We start from the raw sequence: 22,008 nt of genomic DNA, 5'->3' as shown, positions 1-22,008 counted from the left end.
CGTGGTCGCACGCATCATCGACGGCACTGCGATCGCAAGCGAGATCCGAGAGGATCTTTCGGCGCGTGTCGAGATCCTCAGGGCACGCACCGGTCGCGGTCCCGGCCTTGCGGTTGTTCTGGTCGGTGACGATCCTGCGTCGCAGGTCTACGTCCGCAACAAGCAGCGGGCCTGCGCGCAGGTGGGGATCATGTCGATCCGGCACGATCTACCGGCCAGCGTCACCACCGCGGAGCTCGTGAGCCTGATCGAAGTGCTCAACGGTCGCGAGGACGTCCATGGGATCCTCGTTCAGCTGCCGCTTCCGCCGCAGGTGGATGCGCGGCAGGTGCTGGAGGCCATCGAGCTCAGCAAGGACGTGGACGGCTTCCATCAGTACAACATCGGCGGACTCGTCGCGGGCCATCCGGTCTTCCCACCGTGCACTCCGCACGGCGTGATGGAGATGCTCTCCCATGAAGGCATCGAGGTCGCCGGCCAGAATGCCGTCGTGGTTGGCGCCAGCGCCATCGTGGGCAAGCCACTCGGTCTCATGCTGACCCGCCGGGACGCAACCGTTTCCATCTGTCACGCGCTGACACGGGATCTGGCGCAGTTCACCCGACTGGCCGACCTGCTGGTGGTCGCCGCAGGCGTACCGGGGCTCGTGACGGCCGAGATGGTGCACGACGGCGCGGTCGTCATCGACGTCGGCATCAACCGTGTCGCCGGCACCAACCGCGTCGTCGGCGACGTCGACTTCGAGCAGGTACGTCACAAGGCGTCGTACATCACCCCTGTGCCGGGTGGCGTAGGACCGATGACGATCACCATGTTGCTGAAGCACACCGTGCTCTCGGCCGAGCGTCGTCAGCCCGCGTTGATCGGGTCATCGGTGTCGCGGCCGGAAGCACGTTCGGCGTGAGGGGCGAACCTCGGAGGCCTTGACATGTGAGCGCCGTCACGTGCAGCCTGGCGGGAGAGGCACCCCGCACGAAGGGCTCGACCATGGCAGTGACAGCGACGTCGGAGACCGAGCCCCTCGCCGGGTTCGAGCTCTTCCGGACCAGGGACCCCTTGGTAGCGCAGGAGTCCGCGACACGCGTGACGGCGCCGCACCGACTGCGGGTGTACGGCCAGGAGGTCGACTTCGCGGCGGCTTTCGACGCCGTCGAGGTTGGTCCCGCGACCCTCGGTGTCATCCGTTACGGCACCGATGTCACGATCGAGCGCCCCCGGTTCGACGGCTTTCTCGCTGTCCTGGTGCCGCTTTGCGGCCAGCTGGCGGTCGAACAGGATGGACACGAGCATGTCGCCGAACCGGAGCGCTCGATGGTCGTCCTCTCCCCCGGACACGACGACAGCCGCGTGCGCTGGGCACGCGGGACCACCGTGCTGGCGCTGAAGGTGGAGTCGGCAGTGCTCAACCAGGCCCTTCGCTGGGTGGCCCCTCAGGCCGACGAACGCCCGTTCGTGGCTTCTTCTCCCGTGGTGACCGGCTCGGCGTCGCGCGCCGTCATCGGCACGGCGCAGCTGTTCACCGACGTCTTCTCCCGCATCGGCCCCCGAAAGGCCGTTCCGCTGTCCTTGGCGAGGCGGCTGCGCGAACAGGCGATCACCACGCTGTGGCTCTCCGTGCCCAACAACCACACCGACGTCATCCATCAGATCCGGGAGGTGCCCAGGTCGGCCCACGTCCGCCAGGCGATCGACCTCCTCGCCGCAGAGCCTCGAGCGGAGTACACGGTTCCGGACCTGGCTCGAGCCGTCCATGTCGGCGTTCGGGCACTTGAGATGGCGTTCCGCAGGGACCTCGACCAGACTCCGCTGCAGTACATGCACAGGATCCGCTTGGAGCGTGCCCACGACGACCTCCGCGACCTGGACCCGTCAGAGACCACGGTCACCGAGGTCGCCCTGCGATGGGGCTTCCCCCATCTCGGACGCTTCGCTGCCCGCTACCGGGCCCAGTACGGCGAGATGCCTTCGGAGACGCTCAACTCCCCTGCCTCTCACCATTCGGAAACTGCATAGCGCGACAGATCGCATCGGATAGTCGCTCACTCGTCCTCTTCGTAGCGTGCTTGAGGTCCCAGCACACACCGGCATCGCCGGTACGAAGGAGGCATCGTGACGCAGCAAAGTCTCGAGCAGATGATTCAGCAGTCCGGCGGCAACCCGGCGAAGATGCTCCGCCAGCTTCCGGGCGGCCCCTACCGCTTTCCGATTCCGGAGGAGGAGTACACGAACTGGCGCGACGAGCAGGAGTCGTGGCGAACCAGCGCTGTCCTGTTCGACCAGTCGTTCCACATGAGCGACGTCTACTTCAAGGGGCCGGACGTCAAGCGCCTGTTCTCCGACACCGGCGTCAACTCCTTCCGTACCTTCGGGAAGAACAAGGCCAAGCAGTTCGTCGCGGTGAACCCCCAGGGGAAGGTGATCGCTGACGCGATCCTGTTCGCGTTTGCCGATGACGAGTATTCGCTCGTCGGGGGGCCCGCTGCTGCCAACTGGGTGCAGTACCGCAGCGAGATCGGCGACTATGACGTAACGGTCACCCGCGACGAGGCGAGCATGTGGAACCCGGGCGACCGATTGCTCTTTCGGCTGCAGATCCAAGGTCCGCGCGCCCTCGATGTGGTGGCGGCTGCAGCGGACTCACCGCTCCCGGAGATCGGGTTCTTCCACATCGGTGAGTTCACGATCGCCGGTACGCCGATTCGAGCGCTCAACCACACGATGATCGGGACACCCGGCCAGGAGCACACCGGCCTGGAGATGACCGGCCCCTGGGCCAGCCACGACAAGGTGTACGCCGCCCTCGTCGACGCGGGCGAGCAGTTCGACATGCGGATCGGCGGCTCGCGCTCGTACCCGACGACCTCCAACGAGTCGGGCTGGATCGCGCTGCCCCTCCCCGCGGTCTACAGCGGCGACGACATGAAGGCCTATCGCGAGTGGCTGCCGGCGATGGGGTTCGAGGGGCAGGCGTCTCTCGGCGGCAGCTTCTACTCGGAGAACGTCGAGGACTACTACGTCAGCCCGTACGACCTCGGCTACGGACGGGTCGTGAAGTTCGACCACGACTTCATCGGCCGTGAGGCGCTGGAGCGGATCGCCGAAGGGCCGCGGCGCCGCAAGGTGTGGCTGGAGTGGGACGACGCGGACGTCGCTCGGGTGGTGGCCAGCAGCCTGACCGGCGGACCCGAGCGGGCGAAGTTCCTCGGCCTGCCCTCTGCCTGGTTCTCGATCATCCACTACGACAAGGTGCTGTCCGGCACGGACATCGTTGGATTCGGGATGGACCCCGTCTATACGGTCAACCAGCGTCATGTCACGTCCCTCGCCATGATCGACGAGGCCAAGGCGACCGACGGCACCATCCTCACTCTCGCGTGGGGCGACGAGGCGTCGATCGGTCACAAACTCCGGGTCGAGACGCACAAGGAGACCACCGTACGGGTGCGCGTCCGCACGACACAGATCTAGGCGTCAGGTTCGCCTTTCGGCCATGCGGAGTTCGTCACAGGCCTCGGCGAGTGCGGACCGGTCGGGCAGGCTTCGACTCAACCGTTCACCGCGATCCAATTCAAGGAGCAACTCGTGCGCATCGCCAACCTCTTGGGCCGTCTGGTCCTGGTCGCCCCGGAGGGCACCCGGGCAATCGATGTCGAGCGGGCAAGCGGTGGGCGGTTCGGGCCGGGTGTCCAGGCGATCTACGGCCGGTGGGCGGAGTTCACCGCCTGGGCGGAGAGCGTCGACCTGTCGGCGGCTGTGCCGTTCGCCGTTGAGAACCTGGGCGCACCGGCGCCGGCGCCTGGACAGTTGCTTGCCATCGGCTTGAACTACGCCGACCACGCCGCCGAGTCCGGATTCGCCGTGCCTGACGCCCCGACCGTGCTGTTCACCAAGTGGGCCTCGTGCCTGACCGGGCCGGTCACCACAGTCGAGCTGCCCGACGGCGGCAACACCGATTGGGAGGTCGAGCTGGTCGTCGTTCTGGGCAAGCGGGCCTGGCGGATTGAGGAAGACAAGGCGTGGGACCACGTGGCCGGGCTGACTGTCGGCCAGGACCTCTCCGAGCGGATCACCCAGGCCGCCGGCCCGTCGCCGCAGTTCAGCCTGGGCAAGTCTCTACCTGGCTTCGGCCCGATGGGGCCGTGGCTGGTCACCCACGATGAGTTCGCCAACCCGGACGACCTCGAGATCGGCTGCGCCATCAACGGCGAGACCGTGCAGAAGGGCCGTACGAGCGACCTGATCTTCTCGGTGTCATCCATGATCGCCAAGGTCTCGGCCAGGCTGCCGCTGATGCCCGGCGACGTGCTGTTCACCGGGACCCCGGCCGGCGTCGGCGCTGGGCGAAAGCCGCCCCGGTTCCTCCGCCCGGGAGATGAGCTCGTCTCGTACGTCACCGGCATCGGCGAGCTGCGACAGCGCTTCGTTGCCGCGCCCTCCGCTTGATTACACCGATCCCGCCTACGAGGAGCACTGTCATGGCCCTGCACCGCCTCACCAAGATCGTCATGGGCGTTCCCAACCCCGACGAGACGGCCGCGTACTACACCGACTTCGGGCTGGCCCCCGACAACCTCGACGCGACGCCGAACGCTGGTCACACCTTCTCGACCGTCGACGGCGGAGAACAGCTGCAGGTAGTCCACAACGAACGGCGGCGCCTCTTGCAGCTGGGGGTCGGGGCGGACGATCCCGACGATCTCGACCGTGTGGCCGCCTCCCTGACCGACCTCGAGGTCCCGGTCGAGCGCACCGAGCGCGGCATCCGCGCGATGGACCCTGGCACCGGAGTCATCGTCCTCGTCGAAGTCGCCGACCGCTACGACCAGGAACCGACGCCCGCGCCGGCCTACAACTCCCCCGGCGTCAACGCGCGCACCGAGTCTCGCGCTCCGGGTGTCGAGCGGGAAGGCGTCGTACGGCCGCGCAAGCTCGGCCACGTCGTGCTCGGTTCGACGGATCAGGAGTTCTCCCAGAAGTTCTTCCAGCGGGGCATCGGGTTCAAGGTCAGCGACACGGTCCCCGGGCTGGCCGCGTTCATGCGCTGCTCCACCGACCACCACAACGTGCTCGTCCAGCAAGCCCCGGTGGCCTTCCTGCATCACACCTCGTGGCAGGTCGACGACGTCGACGAGGTGGGCCGCGGCGCCACCTCGATGCTCGAGAAGGACCCGGACCGGCACGTCTGGGGCCTGGGCCGCCACCACGTCGGCTCGAACTTCTTCTGGTACCTCAAGGACCCGGCCGGCAACTTCTCCGAGTACTACTCCGACCTCGACTGCATCGTCGACGACGCGCTGTGGACACCAGGAGTCTGGGAAGGCACCCGTGGCCTCTTCAACTGGGGCCCTCCCCCACCGCCATCCTTCCTCGCCCCCGACGACCTTGCCGAGCTCATGACCGGCGCCCACCAGCCCGGCTGATGGGCACTGAGGACGACACCGTGGTCGGCCCCGCCCCGATCTGGAACCCAGATCCGCAGGTGGTGGCCGATGCGGCCATCACCCGGTTCGGCCGATACGTCACCGAGCGCACGGGGACCACGTTCGACAGCTATCTCGATCTGTGGGCCTGGTCGGTCGACCACCTCGAGAAGTTCTGGGCCATCGTCTGGGACTACTTCGAGATCCTGGCCGACGGCCACCCGACCACTGTGCTCGCCGACTCCTCGATGCCCGGCGCACGCTGGTTCCCCGAAACGCAGCTCAACTACGCCGAGCACGCCCTCCGGCACGGGGACGACGACGCCATAGCGGTGACCGCAGTGGCCGAGGACGGGACCACCACGCGGTCCACCCGCGGACAGCTTCGCGCCCAGGTCGCCGCGGTGTCGGGGTGGTTGCGCGAGGCCGGCGTCCGACCCGGAGACCGGGTCGTCGGCTATCTGCCCAACACCACCCCGACGCTCGTCGCCTTCCTCGCCACCGCGAGCATCGGCGCCGTGTGGTCGGCCTGCGCCCAGGACTACTCGGCGCATGGGGCAGCCGCGCGTTTCGCACAGCTCGAGCCGGTCGTCCTGTTCGCTGCGGACGGCTACTCCTGGAACGGACGGTCCCTCGACCGGCGCAGCGAAGTCACCGCGCTGCAGCGAGCTCTGCCCACCTTGCGCGCCACGGTCCACGTACCTGTTCTCGGGCTGCCCATCGACATCGAGGCTGATTCCGGTGGCACGCACGCCACCTGGCAGCAGGCCACCGCACGGTCGGCGGAGCTGCGTTTCGAGCGAGTCGCGTTCGACGCTCCACTATGGGTCCTGTTCTCGTCCGGCACCACAGGCTTGCCCAAGGGCATCGTGCATGGCCACGGCGGCGTGCTCCTCGAGCACCTCAAGATGCTCGCCCTGCACCTCGACGTCGGCCCCGACAAACCGCTGTTCTGGTACACCACGACCAACTGGATGATGTGGAACATCGTCGCCTCGGGCTTGCTGGTGGGCGCACCGATCGTCTTGTACGACGGCAGCCCGAGCTACCCCGACCCGGCACGGCTGTGGCAGATCGCCGCCGACGAGCGGGTCGCCATGCTAGGTGTCAGCCCCGGCTACCTGCTCGCCAGTTCCAAGGCCGGCATCCAGCCCGGCCGCAATCTCGACCTCGGTTCGCTACACACGATCGGCGCCACCGGAGCCCCGTTGTCGGCACCCGCCTACCAGTGGGTGCACGACGCGGTCGGGTCGTCGATCCAGCTGGCCTCCACCACCGGCGGTACGGACGTGGTCAGCGGGTTTGCCGGTAGTGCGCCGACCACCTCGATATGGGCTGGAGAGATCTCAGCCCCCAACCTCGGTGTCGCTCTGGAAGCCTGGAACGAGACCGGTCAGCCTGTGGTTGGCGAGGTGGGCGAGCTCGTCGTCACCAAACCGATGCCCTCCATGCCGCTCTACTTCTGGAACGACCCCGACGGCGAGCGGTACCGGGACGCCTACTTCGCCGCCTACCCCGGCGTATGGCGCCACGGCGACTGGCTCCAGGTCACCGAGCGCGGCAGCGTCATCGTCTCGGGGCGCTCCGACTCCACGCTCAACCGCCACGGCGTCCGCCTCGGCAGCGCCGACATCTACGACGCCTTGGACACGCTCCCGCAGATCGCCGACTCGCTGGTAGTCGGCGCCGAACTAGGAGGCGGGAGATATTGGCTCGTCCTGTTTGTTGTCCTCGCCGACGACTCCACGCTCGATGACGAGCTGACCAACTACATCAAGCAAGCCATCGCCACGTCCGCCTCGCCCCGGCACGTACCCGACGACATCATCACCCTCGACACCCTGCCTCACACCCGCACCGGCAAGCGACTCGAAGTGCCCGCCAAACGACTGATCCAAGGACATGCCTTGGACACCGTCGCAAGCAGGGATGCCGTGGACAACTTCGACGCGCTGGCGCAGTTCACAAAGTACGCAGGCGGGCATGAACGTCCAGGCTCTGCTCCGCCGGTCTGATATGTCGCGCCCCAGATTTCTGGCAGGACAGTTGAAGTCAGTCTGAAGGAGTACCTGAACCGTAAGTGAACCAGCTGTGATCCCAACCGAGCGGAAGGCTTGGATCGTGGTGAGCGTGCTTGCTGGCGAGATGTCGATCGCTGGGGCCGCGCGTAAGGAGAAGGCGTCCGAGCAGTCCATCGAACCGTGGAAGGCCGACTTCCTCGAAGCGGGTAAGACCGCATTGGCCGCGGGCCGGTCGGGTCGGGTCCCTCAATGCGGGGAGCAGCCGCTTGACGCAGAGGTCGCCGATCTGAGTCAGGCGCTGGGTGGGGCTGCGGTCGATCTGAGGGTGTGGACGAGGTCTGCGGAGGGCAGGGTGGGCCATTCGAGGACCTCGAGGTATCCGCGTCGAGGTGAGTATGTCGACCGCGAGGTCCTGCCGGTTGAACGACATGCCAAGCGGACGCCGACAACGCCTGGCCGAAGTTCGTCACCTACCGCAACATTCGTCACCGCGCTTCCACTTGGTGGCATGAAGAACTCGACCTCGAGTAGTCCGACGACGTCGCCCTGTTTCTCGGCGTCAAACTCACCACCGTGCTCGATCACGATTTTCTCCCCGGGGCCGACGCGCTGACAGGCTGCGGCGCAGAAGCTTCAGACGTTCTGATGCGCATATGGGACTGCGACAGTAACCTAGGTCCGCACGAACCCCTCACGAAACGTCGCTGGGGCTGCTGCACGGCCTGGTCCAGTCGGGTTAGTCCGCCTTGACCACGACGGCGCCTTTCAACGTGATCACGTTGCTTCCCTCGAGCGTCACTGTGTAATCAACCGTCAACGAGTCGTTCTCGACGGATCGGATACGCCCTTCGCACCGCAGATGCGAGCCGAGTGGGGTGGGCGCGGTGAAGCGCGAGCTGATCGACTGGACCGCATGGAGCGGGCACCACGACGTCACCCATCTACCGACGAAAGCCATAGACAGCATGCCCTGCGCAATGACCTCGTGGAATCCAGCCTGTTGGGCCGCCGTATCGCTCAGGTGCAACGGATTGTTGTCCCCAGATGCTGCGGCATAGTCGGCCAGCATCGCTCGGGTAACGGGCCCGAAAGCGGCCGCTGGCACGGTGGTAATGTCAAACATGAGCTCGCCCTTCTGTTCCCACCAGCCAGGTGCACTCCGAGGTGGCAATGAGTTCGCCCTCCCTGAGGAACAGGTTCGATGTGAGTAAGTACCCCAAGGTCTTGTTCTTGACCCCAGCGCCAGTGATTCTCCGCTGGACTCGAACGCGGTCACCCGCATAGATCGCCGAGCGAAAGTAGAACGCCTGCTCCCCATGGAGGACCGTCGCGGCGTCGAGGCCCAGTTCGCGTATGAAGCGAAGGGTGTCTCGATGGTCGACCTCCAAGGTGATCAAGAACGTAGGCGGAATCGGAACATCCCTCATCCCCATCGCCCGAGCAGGTTCGACGTCGTGGTAAATCGGGTTCGTCTCGCCGATAGCGGAGGCGAATCTGCCGATGGCATCCCTCGTGATGTGGCGGTCGAAGGCTTCGAGCTCTCGACCGATGAACGTTGTGAGGTCAACGTCCATGTCAATGGATCGTTCCGAGGTAGGCAGCCCGCACGCCTTGCGAGCTGCGCAGCTCGCCGGCCGGTCCGCTTGCGGTGATGCGACCCTGTTCAAGCACGTGGCCGTCCTGCGCCAAGCTCAACGCGTCGTCAGCCATCTGCTCGATGAGCAGCACACCGGCACCTGTTTCTGCTGCGATCAGCTGGATCAGCCGGAATACCTCCTGGGTGAGCTTCGGGCTGAGTCCGAGCGATGGCTCATCGAGAAGTAGATATTTGGGCGCTGACGCCACTGCTCGGGTCAGAGCGACCATCTGCTGCTCTCCGCCGGAGAGCTGGCCGGCACGCTGACTCCATCGCTCTCTCAACACTGGGAAAGCATCAAGAAGTGTTTCTACTTGTCGCATCGACGCCTTACGGCGGCCCCGAGCAGCGAAAGCGCCCAGGCGGACGTTCTCGGCGACAGTCAGCCCGCCGAAGAGTCTCCGGCCCTCAGGAACCATGATGATTCCTGCGCGCGCTCTCTGCGCCGCCGGCAACTTCTGGACTGATCTGTCTTCGAGCGTGATGCTCCCGGACCGCGTGGCGAGAAGACCGCAGATGGTTCGCGCCAACGTCGACTTCCCGGCGCCGTTCGATCCGACCACCGCCGAGATGCGGCCGGGTTCCAACTTCAGGCCGATCGATGCGATCACCGTCGCTCTCTCATAGCCGGAGCTGACATTGTCGACAACAAGACTCATCGTTGCCCTCCTTCGGTAGCTACGTGATCGCGGGATTGGCTATGCTCGCCGAGGTAGACGTCCATGACGGTGCTATCGGAGAGGACCTCGGATGGCGTTCCATGGGCGATGACAGATCCTTGCGCCATACACGTGACTTCGTCGGTGACGGCGGAGATCAGGTCCATGTGGTGCTCCACCAGGATCATGCTCAGACCGTTGGAGCGTAGTTCCGTCAGCAGGCGGCCGAGTTCGATGACTTCCGTGGAGTTGAGGCCTGCGGCCGGCTCGTCCATTATGAGGACCTTTGGCTCGTTGGCGAGCGCACGCGCGATCTCGAGCGCCCGCGCCTTTCCGTAAGCCAAGCTGCCAGCTGACACTTGCGCCTCCTCGAGGAGGCCTACACGTCGCAGGAGCGCAAGTGCCATCTGTTCCAGGTCGGCCTCCCGGCGATATTGCCTGCGCGGCTTCAGTGCGGCCGTCCACCAGGAGAGCTGCCCGGTATCGGCGAAGCCAGCTTTGACGTTCTCGAGAGCCGTGGCCCCGCTGAACAGCTGCGGCGTCTGGAACGTTCGCGCGAGTCCTTGGCGGACCACTTGGTCCGGACGCAGCCCCGAGATGTCCACCCCACCGAGTCGTACCACGCCGTCGTCTGGGCGGTACGCCCCACTGATGAGGTTGGCCAATGATGACTTACCGGCTCCGTTCGGCCCGATCAGGCCATGGATGCGTCCTTCCTGCAGCCGCAGGTCGACGTGGTCGACGGCCAGCAGTCCGCCGAATCGCTTCGTCACACCAACCACGTCAAGCACAATGGTCGCTTGAGCACGCGCGGATGTGCCGGTCGCCAAGCCTACGCTCGAAGAGGCGTCGAGCGACCCAGATGGAACACCGCGAGAATCGCGCCGCGTGCGCTTTGCCACGAAAGCCGACGCGGTTCCGACGATTCCGCGGGGAAGGACGAAGAGCGCGATGACAAGGATGAGCCCGATGATCCCGGGGGTGGACAGGTACCACTGTTCGCTGAGGTAGTCGCGCTGCAGCCTCGTGATGCCCTCAAGCGCCTCCGAACGCTCCAGCCAGACGACGATCACGGCTCCGACAGCCGGCCCCATGACCGTTCCGCTGCCCCCGAGGATGACGGCAAGCAATATCGTGATGGAGAAGAACACGTCGAACGACTCCGGCTGCAGATGCGCGAACAACAGCGCATAGAAGATGCCGCCCAAGCCTCCGAGCGCACTTGAGATGGCGAACGCCGCGACCTTCCGCCGGAACACGTGAACGCCGAGGTGCGACGCGAGCATGTCGCTCTCGCCGACGGCCCTCAGGGAGCGGCCCCATGCCGAGCGGCTCAAGTTTCGGTACAGCACCAGCGCCACCACCGTCAGCAGAAGCACCAACACGAGCACAGACGCGAACTGGCCCCCGTACAGCGGCGGTAGGAAGGTGAACCCGAGGACGGTCGCATCTGGCAAGAGACCGGTCTCGTGTTGCAGCACGTTCGGATAACCCGATGCCGCGCCGAGCACAGGCCACTCCACGAGGACCTTGTGTACGAGCACGGCGAGCACCAGCGTTACCATCGTGAACTGAGGACCCCGCAGGCGCGCAGCTCCAAGCGCGAGGAATACCCCGAGGAGTGCGCACACGAGCAGGCAGATAGGAATCGCTACGAGAACCGGCAGACCTCCCTTGAGCGAGAGGTAACCGAAAACGTAGGCACCCATGGCATACATCGCGCCCTGTCCGAGTGAGATGAGGCGGGCGAATCCTGACACGAGGTTGAGGCCGACGGCCGCAACGGTTATACCGGCGATCAGGCCGATGAGTTGCATGTGAGCAATCGCCGTCCCGTCGCCATCGAGGCCCGGCGCTATCGCGACGAAGCAGATCAGGACGAGAAGCGCGAGGAACAGCGCGTCTCGAAGTTGCGGCGAGATCCGTGACCAGCGCTCCTGGATACTGGTCACCGTTGTTGAGGGTTGCATCATCGTGTTCCTCCATGCCCGGCGGCTGGCCGAATCGTGTGTATGTTCATGGGCCATAGCGCGGCGTCAGAGTTTGACGGCTACTCTCCGCTCCAGCAGCCCTTCAGGGCGGAACATCAGGACAGCCAGGACAACCAGGAGACCGGACACCTCGCCCCACATCACGCCGATGGACTCTCCGACCGCCGTCGTGACCACGCCGTAGATCCCTCCGCCGACCAAAGGACCCCATAGCGTTTTGAGGCCGCCGATGATGCCCGCGGCGAACGCGCCGACAAGCAATGGTTCGCCTAACTGCGGAGAGACGCCCACCTCTGCCGCCCAGAGAACGCCGGCGAGAGCCGCCACGGACATCCCGAGGGCGTAGGCGATCATCCCGACGCGACCAGGCGACACGCCCATGAGCGAGGCCGCTTCAGCGTCCTGCGACACGGCTCGCATACGGACGCCCAACCCGCTCGATCGAGTCAGCACGACCAAGAAGATCGTAACCAGGACCGCCGTCAACGCAATGAGACCCTGTTGTGCGAGGACTCGGGCTCCGAAGAGCTCGACGAACCCATCCGTCTCGCCCAAGGCGAGCGGTTGGCGCATCACACCCTCGCCGTTGGTGGTCAGGTTGATGATGATGAACGAAATGCCCACTGTCGAGAGGATCCACCGTGAGTCGTTGTGCCCACCGGTGGTGAATGGCAGAACGATCAGCCGATATGTGAGTGCACCCAGCAGGCCGACGACGCCTACGACGATTACGATCTTCGCTGCATCTGGGAGCCAGCCCCATTGACTGACTCCCAGCGCAAGGAACGCTGCCAGGACCATGAACTCGCCCAGCGCGAAGTTCAACGTGTTGGTGGTCAGGAAGGTCAGGACGAAGCCCTGTGCGACGAGCGCAAAAAGGCCGCCTGCCGCCAGTCCCGCGACAACGATCTCCATGTGATCTCAGCCCCTCAACAACCGCGTTCGATGCACTGAGCGACCGTGCCGTCCGTCACGATGTTGCCCTTCGCCGTGTCATCGAATCCCAACACGTGCCACTTGGCGATGTCGTCGTCGTAGAACTCTCCGTCGTTGGGCGCGAAGGGCTTCTGATACTTCAGTCCCTCGACTTCGACGCTCGGGACTGCTTCAATCGCGTCACGCACTGCTTCGCGATCAGAGCCACCTACCTTGAGGCCTTGTCCATACGCGTCCAGTGCCGAGTACACATTGAAGACAACCGTGGGCAGCTGGGGTTCTTCGCCATAGGCTGCTCGGTAGTCGTCGAGGATCCTCCGAAAGGCGGGGCTGTTCAGGTCTTCTCGCTCAACAAACTTCAGGCCTTCCCACTCGTCAGGCTCGGACAGCTCCCGATAGTTCGCAAGAACGTTGCTCGTCGTCGTCTTGCGCACCGGGTCGAACCCGACGACCTTCATGTCTCGCGTGACGGTCGCGATATCTGACCCCGAGGTGAAGTTGAAGAACATCGAGTTGACGCCGGCGTCTCGCAATCTCTTGGCCCCCGCTGTGAAGTCGGTGGCGCCGGACTGCATCGACTCGCCCACCACCTCGACACCATGCTTCTTTCCGAGCTCTTCGTACTGCTCCACCGCCGCCTGCCCGAACGCGTCAGCCGCGTAAGCGATGCCGACCACCGGGTCCTTCCCGTCGATCTCCGAGAACACCACCTGGCTGTTGACGTCGTTCAGCACTGCGCCTGACCACTGCGTCCTGAACGCGTAGTTCTTCTCGCCGGCCGTCGGGACGAGTGCTGGGTTTCCCGCCGACACTAGGAAGTAGGGCCGCTTGGATCGAGCGATGACATCAGCGATCTGCAGCGCCGGCGCAGACGTCGGAGGACCGAAGATCGCGTCGACATCGTCCTCGTTCAGCAACTTCTGCACAGCACGCGAAGCGCCTTCGGGTGATCCCGCGTCGTCCTCGTAGATGAAGTTGAGCTTGAGGCCGTACCGCTTCTCGATGACCGGGGTGGCCAACTCGATCCCGCGCTTGGTGTCCTCATAGAACTGGGGGGCCGGACCGGTCCGGGGACCGATCACGCCGATCGTCGCATCACCACTGCCTGAAGCCGATGTCGACTCCGCGCCACAAGCGCTCGCGAAGAGCAAGGCGGCCAGAGCCGGCGCCATCCATCGTGGGTGCATCAGGAACTCCTTCCGACGGGCGACGCGCCGTGCGCCGTATCTCCGTATTCCGTGACGTCAGTCACATCACGGTGTCGAAATACTATAATCATGATTCATGCTTGTCAATATCCCCCTGTTCCGAGACCCAGTGCCCTCGCGGTATGGCGGAACCATCGGTCGAACGAAGGCTCTGGCGACGACGGCCGGGATGCTTCGGATGGATGATGCTCATCGCGGGCGGTGTCGTCTCCCTGTCTCCCGCCGTGGACTACGTGGTCTGCCCGTGGTGGTGGCGCTTGCCGGCGAGGCTGGCAACACGCAGTACCGAAGCGGTGCACGCCGATGACGCGGATCTCCGCGCTGTCTCCGTCCTCCCACGGAGTCTTCCGACCCTGCGTCCGGCAGCTCACAGGAACCGGTCACGCCTTCACAAGATCGGGTCGTGATCGCGTCCTAGACTCCCTGACCGATGCCGTTTCGGACATGAGGCACGCACATATCAGGGTCACCAGCACCATGACCATGACGAAACCGAGACCCAGTCGCGGATCCTGTACCCGGCAAGGAGTGCGGTCATGACGAAGGCGTTCCGCCAGTGACCAGAATCGCCGCGATCTTAAAAATGATCGACGCACCCGAGTAACGCGCACACATGGTGCGAACATCTCCGCGATCGAAGCGGCAGCCGGTCCGCAAGTATGGCCGCCCCAAGGTCGGCACCCACGATGGGTGCAACTGCGATGGCGGCCACCGACCCCGTCTCGATGGTCTGCATACAACTGATCAGAAAGGTGGCAGCAGAGACGAGTGCCAGACAAAGTAACCAAGGCTGGTTTGTCGCCAACACGGTCCCCGATGTGACCGAAACCAGGCCACCGATCAGTCCAGCAGCCATCAGTTTGCGCGGCGTCGCTGACCAGTCAGGGACGCTGCAGTGTTAGGCGTACGGCGCGTGACCATCATCGTCTAGTTCATCCGGTGGGCGTCGGGCGACCTAGGCGCGGAGACCTAGTCCGCGAAGACGTACGGCTTCGCCGCCGGCTCTCGTTGCACCCTGGGGTGGAGCGCAAGTTCCCGGGCGATCGTCGCGTCAAGAGCGGCCAAGTTCGTGGCGAAGGTGACCGGATTGACCCCTGGCATGAACGTCCTGCTGCAGGTCGAGGGGGCGATGCGGACCGGATTCGCCGGCCCGTCATGTGTGAGCGCGTCAAGGGCCAACGCATAGGCCACCGGGTCGTAGGTGCCGATGGCGATGTGCTCGCCCGCAAGGTCCGTCGGGCAGACGTCCTGGATCGCAACGTTGGTGATCCGCCCCCCGCCGCCCTGGAGGCTGGAGGTGCCGGTGTCATCCAAGTTCGGCTGCACGAACTCGTCCGTGCGGGTGTAGATGTTTGTGTAGGAGATTCCGGGGAAGGTCTCCTGGCGGGAGTTCATCGCCTTGATGTAGCTCGAGTTGGGGAGCTGCTGATGCAAGGCGGGGGCACAGCCCAGAGCCGGTGGGCACAAGGCGTGGATCAGGGGGCTCCCATGGTTGGTCGCGCCGAAGGCGATGTACTCATCGACCATCTGCCGTAGGTCTGGCCAGAAGCGCAACGCGAAGCGAGGCTCGGTGCCGCCTTGACTGTGTCCGAGGATGTCGACCTTGCGGCCGCTGATCCTGTTCACGTGACGGATCGCGTAGACGACGTACTCGGCCGAGACCTGGGCGTCGGTCATGGCGTTGTCGGGCAGGGTGACGGCACAGTAGGGGAACCCGAGGTCGTCCAGTGCATTGAACCAATTCCAAGCGAACTCGTCTGGAGTCAATGTGGTTCCGGGCACGAACAGGGCCACTTCCCTGGTCGCGCGGGTGGCGCTAGCAGTGCATTCGACGCTGGCGGCGAGCTTCGCGGCGGGCACCTCGAGGGCTGGGCCTGGGCGGTCGACGGGAGCATAGCCGGCCGACTCGGTATCGGAATCGACGAAAGCCGTGGGATCGGCTCCGGCGGGGCTGGCGCCGAGCGACAGCGTTGCCATCGTGATGACGACGGCCATCATGGTTGCCTTGACCCGTGCCTGACGCATGTTCGACCTCATGATCTGACCTCTTTGTCGGTGTCGTGGTTCGCCCTGGAGTGCTTCTTCTGAACGACTCCCAGAAGAGCCGCGATGGCCAGCGCCGCCTTGTCGGGATTCGGGGGTTCGCCAGTGATCTGGTCGGAGTAGATGAACGACTCGCAGATACGCGCGATCACGTAGGCGAGGTCGCGCACCGGTAAGAGGGACGTTGCCCCCGAAGCTACGTTCTCCTTGACCAGGAGTTCCTCGAAGGCATCGATCAGCCTGTGTTGGAAGCTGCTCGCCTGCGTGGTCAGGAGTCGCAGGGCGCGTTCGCGTTCACGTCTGAGGTAGACACCGAAGAACTCGGCCTCGGTGACCGCCACGACGAACCCCGCGATGGCAATCGAAACCCTCTCCGCCCCCTCCCCTTCGGCGGCGTCGAACGCTCGGCGCAGCGTCGGCTCCGCGACCGACCAGATCACCTCTCCCAGCAACTGGTCGCGGTTCCCGACCCAGCGAAAGAGCGTGGCCCTGTCCACTCCGAGCGTCGATGCCAGGCCCTGCATGTCCACACGCTCTCCGGCCAGGAAGGCCTTCCTGGAGATGTCGAACGCCATCAGCGGCCCGGTCCTGTCCGCCGCCTTGGGGCCATGCAGGCTCCGCGACAATCTCGTTGTGCGAGAACGTTCGCCCGGGGCCGACATCGCAGGTTCCTTTCAGAGCGTGGACTTGCAACATATCCATATTCAATGCAGATATGCAATGATTCGGAGAATGTTGCATATCCAGCCAGAGTCCTTCGTGCTCAGCCGTCGAGGATGAACGCGACAGGCAGGACCGGCCGAAGCCCGACGTAGACGTCCCAGGTCGGTCAGTCTTCAGGCAGAGTCGGCTCCGAAGAGTGGTAGATGCTTCGTTGCCCGCGTGACGCGGTTTCGCGGCCCCGCGACGACGAGGGCGGCGATGTCGAGATCGGCTTCGTCCGTATCAGCCAGACTCGTCAGGTACGCCTCATAGGTGCGGGCCCGACGGGCGGTCTCCGTGAGCGAGAGCGCCACCAGGCGTTCGTCGGTGTTCGCCGCACGAAACAGCCGCGTGAGTTCCTTCTCGTCGGCCGCCAGCACCGGTACGGGCGTGGTGACGATGCCGCCATAGTTGGTTCCGGAAGCATCAGCGCCATCCGCACCCAAAGGGAGATCGAGGAGAGACCCGACGCTCGCCCCTAGCACCGTGCCCGCATTGACGGCCTGCCCAACTGGCAGGTCCTCACGGACGACGAGTACGACGCGTTGGACAGTCGGGACAGCGGGGCTGCTCATACCAGTTCCTTCTGTCGACGCGCGGCGATGTTGCGGGCCGTAGCCTGCGGAGTGATCGCCAGGTCGCGTGACTCCGCAAGGATCTCCGCCGTGGTGGCGCCGATCGCGGCGACGCGACTGGCGGTCTCCTGCTCGTCCAGACCCATCTCCTCCCGGCAAACCGCGTGAACGATGCCGCCCGCACTCGCGACGACATCAGGCACCCAGGTGGTGCCGTTCTCACACAGGATCGAGGCGACACCTTCGTCAGTGAGCTGGTTGTTGGCGGGACCGACGATCAGCCGAGCTCGACATGCGCGGGCGCTCTCTGGAGACAACAAGCCACCGACCGCGGCCGGCACGAGGATGTCGAGGTCCTCTTCGAGAAGGTCGCCCCGCGCCCAGGCCAGGCCGGCGGCTTCGACATCGTCGCGGCGCTGCTGATTCGCCTCAGCCACGGTCACCGTGCATCCACGTGACGCCAGCGACTCAGCGATCAGACTGCCGACGCTGCCATAGCCGATGATCCCGACCCGAAGCCCGGACAGTGAGCTCGTCGAGAAGACGTGCTCCGCGCCGGCGGCCAGGGCGGCGATCACTCCCTGAGCCGTCGCGCTACTTGAGTTTCCGCTGCCACCGCTGGCCTCGGGGCGGCAGAAGGAGAGGCCGCCAGTCAGCTGGTGGATGGCATCCATGTCCTCTGGGGTCGAGCCGATGTCTGGACCGGTAATGTAGGTCCCGCCGAGTCCGGTGATGACGTCGGCGAGGTCCTCCAGGACCAGGTGACGTACATCAGCGTCGTGGAGAGTCCCTGGATCCATTACGACGGCCTTCCCACCACCGTGCGGGAGCCCCGCCAGCAAGCACTTCTCGGTCATCGCGGCAGCCAAGCGTGTCGCGTCGGTGATCCCATCGCGCCAGCTGGGGTAGGGCTTGATCCGGCATCCGCCGATCGCAGGGCCTGCCTGCGTTGAATGAACGGCGACGGCGATGGCGACATCAGAACGATGACCGCGCTCGACGCGCAGCGCTTCATGGTCGAAACGTGTGGATTGAAGATCTGATCTGCTCACGGGTAGAAGTCTGGACGGTTCAATCACTCGTGCGGTTACAGTCGGCTATATGATCGGAAAATGAGCCAAACTCCGAACCTTGATCGGACCGATCGCCGGATACTGGAAGCGCTCCAGCGAGACGCCAGGATCCCGATGCGCGAACTGGCCGCCATTGCAGGCGCCGCGCCCTCAACATGTTCCGAGCGCGTACGTCGGCTCGAGTCGCGAGGTGTGATCACGGGCTTCCACACGGCGGTAGACCTCGGCGCTCTCGGCCGGTCCGTCGAGGCGATGGTGTTCACCCAGGTGCGACCACTGAGCCGTGATCTCATCGACCAGTTCCACAGTGACGCGCTGGCGATGCCGGAAGTGATGGCGGTCTTCGTGCTCGCCGGGGGTGATGACTTCCTTCTGCATGTCGGGGTCCGTGACGTCGCCGCGCTGCACTCCTTCCTCGTCGACAATCTCAGCAGCCGCCGTGAAGTCGTTCAGTTCCGCAGCTCCATCGTCTACGGGCACGGGCGCAAGGAAGCTCTCGAGGACCTCACCGAAAGCAGCAGATGACGCGCTGATGGCCATGACCAGCGACGTTCGGGGGCGAATCCATCTGCCGAACGCTGCCTGCGGCGGCCTCCTGGGTTCATCGCCTCGCGTGGCCATTTCACGGCGTGCACGAGGTCCTGAAGATGCATGCGAGTCGGAAACGGCGGTGCGTCGAACGCGCTCGGCTCGCCGACGCACCGCCTCCGATTGCCGGGAGGTGCTATGTCAGCTCGAGGTCGGCGGCCTCGTCCGCAGTCGGGTCCTGCTTGGTTTCCGTCAGGCTCGTACTGCGCGTCTCAGGCCCGAAAGCGAGCGCTATCAAGGTCAGAGCAGTGAGCAGGGCCATGTAGACCACAACGGCCCACCAATGGCCCGCCCACGCAAGAACAGCGGTGGCGACCAGGGGAAGGAATCCACCGGCGAGCACGGAGCCGATCTCCCGTGCGAACGCAAAGCCCGACAGCCGTGTCTTGGTGCTGAACAGCTCTGCGAAGTAGGCAGCCTGCGGGGCCAGCATGGCGGGGTACAGGATGCCGAGGCCGACCACCATGGCGAACATGACCAGCACCGTGTTTCCGGTATCCAAGATGAGGAAGAACGGAACCAGCCATACGAGAGACAAAGCCGCCCCTAGAGCATAGATGGGCCGGCGTCCGACACGGTCTGACAGGATCGCGAAGACCGGAATCGCCGCGAGTTGCACCGCGGATGCGACAACGACCGCAAGCAGGGTGGTCTGGCGTGTCAGTCCGACCTCGTTGATGGCGTATGCCACTGCGAACACGGGGAACAGGTAGGCGAAGCCGTTCTCGGCGAATCGGGCACCGATCACGACCAGGAAGCTCCGCGGGTTCTCCCGGATCACCGCGAACACCGGCGTCTTGGCCGGCTGGACAGCGCCCTGCCGCTCCAGCTCTCGTGCGTTCTCGAATGCGGGGGTCTCATGGATGTGTCGGCGGATGAAGTAGCCGACGAAGAGCAGCGCGAAGCCGAGGAGGAACGGAACCCTCCAACCCCAGGCGCGGAATTGGTCGTCGGGAAGAAGGACCACGAGCTGGAAGATGCCGGTCGACAGCAAGGTCGCGAGCGCGAACCCCATCGGCGCCCAGGCCCCAGCTGCCCCGCGCCGGGCCTGGTTGCCATGCTCGACCGACATCACCACGGCCCCCGCATATTCACCTCCCGCCCCGAAGCCCTGAAGGAGCCGTAGGAGGATGAGGATCGCGGGCGCCCAAACGCCGATACTGGCGTAGGTGGGAAGCAGCCCGATCAGGGTGGTGGCCACACCCATGAGGATGATCGTGAGGAGCAGCATGGCGCGCCTGCCGATCCGATCTCCCAGGTTTCCGAGCACCAGTCCGCCCAACGGCCTGGCAAGAAAACCGATCGCATAGGTGGCGAATGCGGCCAGAGTGCCCGCCGCAGCGCTCACGCTGGGGAAGAACAGCTCGTTCAGGATCAGCGCGGCCGCGGTCCCATAGATCAGGAAGTCGTACCACTCCAGGGTGGTGCCGACGAGCGCCGCGATCCCCGCTTTACGAGCCTGTGCCCGCTGTGCGTCGCTGAAGGTGGAATCAGAACTCATCAACTTCTCCTCTTTGGTGGGGCGGACTCATCCGCGGTCTGTGGGACGGCGCAGCACCGCACCGGTCTGGACGGGGCCGACAAGAGCGGCGTACTGACCCAGCCAACCCACCTCGTCCTTGCTGTCTGATGCGCGAACCGGCGCCCCATCGCGTACCGGCTCGACGTCCAGGGACCGGGCATCGAGGTCGATTCGGATCTGGTCGCCATCGCCGACGCCGGCCAGCGGGCCGCCGTCTGCGGCCTCCGGCATCACCTGCCCGACCACCAGACCGTGGTTGAGACCGGAAAGTTCACCGTCGGTGACCACCGCGACCTGCCCGCCGAGCCCGGCGCCGTTGAGGGCTGCGACGAAGCTGGCCGCGAACACGGTGCCGGGCCCGCCTCGGGGGCCCATACCCCGCAGCACGATCACTTGGCCGGGCTTGATCTCGCCGCGGCCGAGAGCGTCGATCGCGGCGTCTTCGCCCGCGAACACGCAGGCGGGGCCGGTGAACTGGCGGCGAGCCGCCCCCACGCCTGCGACCTTGACGATCGCGCCGTCGGGGGCCAGCGCCCCCCGCAGGATCAGCAACCCGGGCTCGGGCCTGATGGGGTCGGTCAGCTCGTGAAGCACCTCTCCGTCAGCCTGCTGAGCGTCGGCCGCGAGCTCGGCGACGGTTCGCCCTGACACGGTAAGGGCCTCACCGTGAAGCCGAGGCAGCAGGGTGCGGAGGACGGTCTGAACGCCACCGATCCGGTCCAGATCCCAGACCTGGTCAGTTCCATTGGGGCGAATGGCCGCCAACTGCACGGCGTCTCGGCCCTGGCTCTCGAAGGCGGCTACGACGTCGATGTCGAGATCGGCCTCGGCCGCAATCGCGGCGAGGTGGCGGATGCAGTTGACCGATCCTCCCAGTGCGAGGGCTACCTCGATCGCGTTCTCGATCGCCTCCCGGGTGAGCACCCTGCGTGCCGTCAGCTGCTCGGCGACCATCTCGACGATCCGTTCGCCGGCAGCTGTGGCCCGCTCCAGCATCGACGGAGAGTTGGCGCGGGTGGGCGCAGACCCGGGCATGGTCATACCCAACGCCTCGGCGAGGCAGTGCATCGTGTTGGCGGTGGCCAGTCCCGCGCAGACTCCGGGGCCCTGGATCGCGCTGTCGGCCAAGGCGCCGAGCTCCTCGACGCTCATTTCTCCGGCGGCGACGGGGCCCACCGATTCATAGACCGTGTCGATGTCCACCGAGCAACCCGAGAAGGTGCCACCGCGCTGGTAGCCGCCGACCACGACCACGGCAGGCAGGTCGAGCCGTGCCGCGGCCATCAAGTGGGCAGGCGTGGTCTTGTCGCACGAGGAGAGCAACACCATGCCGTCGAGCACCGCGCCCTCCACCGCAGCCTCGACGTCGTTGACGATCAGGTCGCGGGTCGGCATCAAGTAGCGGGCCTTGCGCCCGGCGCTAGTGACGAAGTCGCTCGGTGCGGTCGTGCGGATCTCCAGCGGGAGCCCGCCAGCCTTGTGGACCGCCTCGGCGACCCTACGGGCAACGTCGTCGAGGTGTGCGAAGCACACCGAGAGCCGAGACGATGTGTTGACGATCGCGATCTTGGGACGAGCCTGTTCTTCCGGCGTCATTCCCATCGCCGTCCATTGGGCGCGCCGTACCGCCCATC

Annotated in this window: 19 protein-coding genes; 7 read left to right on the top strand and 12 right to left on the bottom strand. The window is 65.4% G+C overall.

From position 1 onward, the window contains the following. The first annotated feature begins 1 nt into the window (after window position 1). From folD to ACIO3S_RS07650, 6 genes are all read left to right on the top strand, one after another. The gene (folD, locus tag ACIO3S_RS07675; protein WP_400461226.1) at window positions 2-904 is read left to right on the top strand and encodes a bifunctional methylenetetrahydrofolate dehydrogenase/methenyltetrahydrofolate cyclohydrolase FolD; all 903 of its coding nucleotides are present in this window, start codon (window positions 2-4) and stop codon (window positions 902-904) included. A gap of 83 nt (window positions 905-987) precedes the next feature. After that, window positions 988-2,013, top strand: coding sequence for an AraC family transcriptional regulator (locus ACIO3S_RS07670; RefSeq protein WP_400461223.1), 1,026 nt, complete (start codon window positions 988-990; stop codon window positions 2,011-2,013). A 96-nt stretch (window positions 2,014-2,109) separates the two neighbouring features. Beyond that, entirely contained in the window at window positions 2,110-3,468 is a 1,359-nt protein-coding gene (locus ACIO3S_RS07665) for a hypothetical protein (RefSeq protein ID WP_400461220.1), read from the top strand. A gap of 114 nt (window positions 3,469-3,582) precedes the next feature. Continuing rightward, entirely contained in the window at window positions 3,583-4,443 is an 861-nt protein-coding gene (locus ACIO3S_RS07660; RefSeq protein ID WP_400461217.1) for a fumarylacetoacetate hydrolase family protein, read from the top strand. A gap of 32 nt (window positions 4,444-4,475) precedes the next feature. Then, window positions 4,476-5,420: a VOC family protein gene (locus ACIO3S_RS07655; RefSeq protein ID WP_400461214.1), complete on the top strand. Its 945-nt coding sequence runs from the start codon at window positions 4,476-4,478 to the stop codon at window positions 5,418-5,420. Continuing rightward, the gene (locus ACIO3S_RS07650) at window positions 5,420-7,435 is read left to right on the top strand and encodes an acetoacetate--CoA ligase (RefSeq protein WP_400461211.1); all 2,016 of its coding nucleotides are present in this window, start codon (window positions 5,420-5,422) and stop codon (window positions 7,433-7,435) included. Before ACIO3S_RS07655 ends, ACIO3S_RS07650 begins: the two co-directional genes overlap by 1 nt. 742 nt (window positions 7,436-8,177) lie before the next feature. On the opposite strand, the gene ACIO3S_RS07645 is transcribed toward ACIO3S_RS07650, so the two are convergent. From ACIO3S_RS07645 to ACIO3S_RS07600, 10 genes are all read right to left on the bottom strand, one after another. Next, window positions 8,178-8,564: a MaoC/PaaZ C-terminal domain-containing protein gene (locus ACIO3S_RS07645; RefSeq protein ID WP_400461208.1), complete on the bottom strand. Its 387-nt coding sequence runs from the start codon at window positions 8,562-8,564 to the stop codon at window positions 8,178-8,180. Next, window positions 8,557-9,015, bottom strand: coding sequence for a MaoC family dehydratase N-terminal domain-containing protein (locus tag ACIO3S_RS07640; RefSeq protein WP_400461205.1), 459 nt, complete (start codon window positions 9,013-9,015; stop codon window positions 8,557-8,559). The genes ACIO3S_RS07645 and ACIO3S_RS07640 overlap by 8 nt, the downstream gene beginning before the upstream one ends. A 1-nt stretch (window position 9,016) precedes the next feature. Beyond that, entirely contained in the window at window positions 9,017-9,736 is a 720-nt protein-coding gene (locus ACIO3S_RS07635) for an ABC transporter ATP-binding protein (RefSeq protein ID WP_400461202.1), read from the bottom strand. Continuing rightward, complete coding sequence (locus tag ACIO3S_RS07630) at window positions 9,733-11,688, bottom strand: branched-chain amino acid ABC transporter ATP-binding protein/permease (RefSeq protein ID WP_400461199.1); 1,956 nt, start codon at window positions 11,686-11,688, stop codon at window positions 9,733-9,735. Before ACIO3S_RS07630 ends, ACIO3S_RS07635 begins: the two co-directional genes overlap by 4 nt. A gap of 84 nt (window positions 11,689-11,772) precedes the next feature. Beyond that, complete coding sequence (locus ACIO3S_RS07625; protein ID WP_400461196.1) at window positions 11,773-12,642, bottom strand: branched-chain amino acid ABC transporter permease; 870 nt, start codon at window positions 12,640-12,642, stop codon at window positions 11,773-11,775. A 14-nt stretch (window positions 12,643-12,656) separates the two neighbouring features. Beyond that, window positions 12,657-13,850: an ABC transporter substrate-binding protein gene (locus ACIO3S_RS07620; RefSeq protein ID WP_400461193.1), complete on the bottom strand. Its 1,194-nt coding sequence runs from the start codon at window positions 13,848-13,850 to the stop codon at window positions 12,657-12,659. A gap of 990 nt (window positions 13,851-14,840) precedes the next feature. Beyond that, entirely contained in the window at window positions 14,841-15,896 is a 1,056-nt protein-coding gene (locus ACIO3S_RS07615; RefSeq protein WP_400461190.1) for an esterase/lipase family protein, read from the bottom strand. Between the two features lie 8 nt (window positions 15,897-15,904). Continuing rightward, window positions 15,905-16,489: a QsdR family transcriptional regulator gene (locus ACIO3S_RS07610; RefSeq protein ID WP_400461188.1), complete on the bottom strand. Its 585-nt coding sequence runs from the start codon at window positions 16,487-16,489 to the stop codon at window positions 15,905-15,907. A 261-nt stretch (window positions 16,490-16,750) separates the two neighbouring features. Next, a complete protein-coding gene (locus ACIO3S_RS07605) occupies window positions 16,751-17,191 on the bottom strand; it encodes a DUF2000 domain-containing protein (protein ID WP_400461185.1) in 441 nt (146 codons plus the stop codon). Next, complete coding sequence (locus ACIO3S_RS07600) at window positions 17,188-18,270, bottom strand: Glu/Leu/Phe/Val dehydrogenase dimerization domain-containing protein (protein WP_400461182.1); 1,083 nt, start codon at window positions 18,268-18,270, stop codon at window positions 17,188-17,190. The genes ACIO3S_RS07605 and ACIO3S_RS07600 overlap by 4 nt, the downstream gene beginning before the upstream one ends. Window positions 18,271-18,303: 33 nt before the next feature. Here ACIO3S_RS07600 and ACIO3S_RS07595 point away from each other — a divergent pair, with 33 nt between their 5' ends. Next, window positions 18,304-18,789, top strand: coding sequence for an Lrp/AsnC family transcriptional regulator (locus tag ACIO3S_RS07595; RefSeq protein ID WP_400461179.1), 486 nt, complete (start codon window positions 18,304-18,306; stop codon window positions 18,787-18,789). 199 nt (window positions 18,790-18,988) lie between these two features. On the opposite strand, the gene ACIO3S_RS07590 is transcribed toward ACIO3S_RS07595, so the two are convergent. Further along, window positions 18,989-20,353, bottom strand: coding sequence for an MFS transporter (locus tag ACIO3S_RS07590; RefSeq protein ID WP_400461177.1), 1,365 nt, complete (start codon window positions 20,351-20,353; stop codon window positions 18,989-18,991). Window positions 20,354-20,380: 27 nt separating this feature from the next. Further along, a complete protein-coding gene (locus tag ACIO3S_RS07585; protein WP_400461174.1) occupies window positions 20,381-21,970 on the bottom strand; it encodes a dihydroxy-acid dehydratase in 1,590 nt (529 codons plus the stop codon). Between the last annotated feature and the right edge of the window lie 38 nt (window positions 21,971-22,008).

The organism is Nocardioides sp. NPDC087217 (assembly GCF_044744805.1).
In the GTDB taxonomy this organism is placed as follows: domain Bacteria; phylum Actinomycetota; class Actinomycetes; order Propionibacteriales; family Nocardioidaceae; genus Nocardioides.
The sequence above is the reverse complement of the archived record's forward strand: the minus strand, read 5'-3'. Positions and strand labels throughout refer to the sequence as shown.

Bases quoted from the DNA above. Each gene is read 5' to 3' on its own strand.
- ACIO3S_RS07670 (WP_400461223.1), top strand. From the start codon at position 988: ATGGCAGTGACAGCGACGTCGGAGACCGAGCCCCTCGCCGGGTTCGAG.
- ACIO3S_RS07655 (WP_400461214.1), top strand. From the start codon at position 4,476: ATGGCCCTGCACCGCCTCACCAAGATCGTCATGGGCGTTCCCAACCCC.
- ACIO3S_RS07650 (WP_400461211.1), top strand. From the start codon at position 5,420: ATGGGCACTGAGGACGACACCGTGGTCGGCCCCGCCCCGATCTGGAAC.
- ACIO3S_RS07645 (WP_400461208.1), bottom strand. From the start codon at position 8,564: ATGTTTGACATTACCACCGTGCCAGCGGCCGCTTTCGGGCCCGTTACC.
- ACIO3S_RS07640 (WP_400461205.1), bottom strand. From the start codon at position 9,015: ATGGACGTTGACCTCACAACGTTCATCGGTCGAGAGCTCGAAGCCTTC.
- ACIO3S_RS07635 (WP_400461202.1), bottom strand. From the start codon at position 9,736: ATGAGTCTTGTTGTCGACAATGTCAGCTCCGGCTATGAGAGAGCGACG.
- ACIO3S_RS07625 (WP_400461196.1), bottom strand. From the start codon at position 12,642: ATGGAGATCGTTGTCGCGGGACTGGCGGCAGGCGGCCTTTTTGCGCTC.
- ACIO3S_RS07620 (WP_400461193.1), bottom strand. From the start codon at position 13,850: ATGCACCCACGATGGATGGCGCCGGCTCTGGCCGCCTTGCTCTTCGCG.
- ACIO3S_RS07615 (WP_400461190.1), bottom strand. From the start codon at position 15,896: ATGCGTCAGGCACGGGTCAAGGCAACCATGATGGCCGTCGTCATCACG.
- ACIO3S_RS07610 (WP_400461188.1), bottom strand. From the start codon at position 16,489: ATGGCGTTCGACATCTCCAGGAAGGCCTTCCTGGCCGGAGAGCGTGTG.
- ACIO3S_RS07605 (WP_400461185.1), bottom strand. From the start codon at position 17,191: ATGAGCAGCCCCGCTGTCCCGACTGTCCAACGCGTCGTACTCGTCGTC.
- ACIO3S_RS07595 (WP_400461179.1), top strand. From the start codon at position 18,304: ATGAGCCAAACTCCGAACCTTGATCGGACCGATCGCCGGATACTGGAA.
- ACIO3S_RS07590 (WP_400461177.1), bottom strand. From the start codon at position 20,353: ATGAGTTCTGATTCCACCTTCAGCGACGCACAGCGGGCACAGGCTCGT.
- ACIO3S_RS07585 (WP_400461174.1), bottom strand. From the start codon at position 21,970: ATGACGCCGGAAGAACAGGCTCGTCCCAAGATCGCGATCGTCAACACA.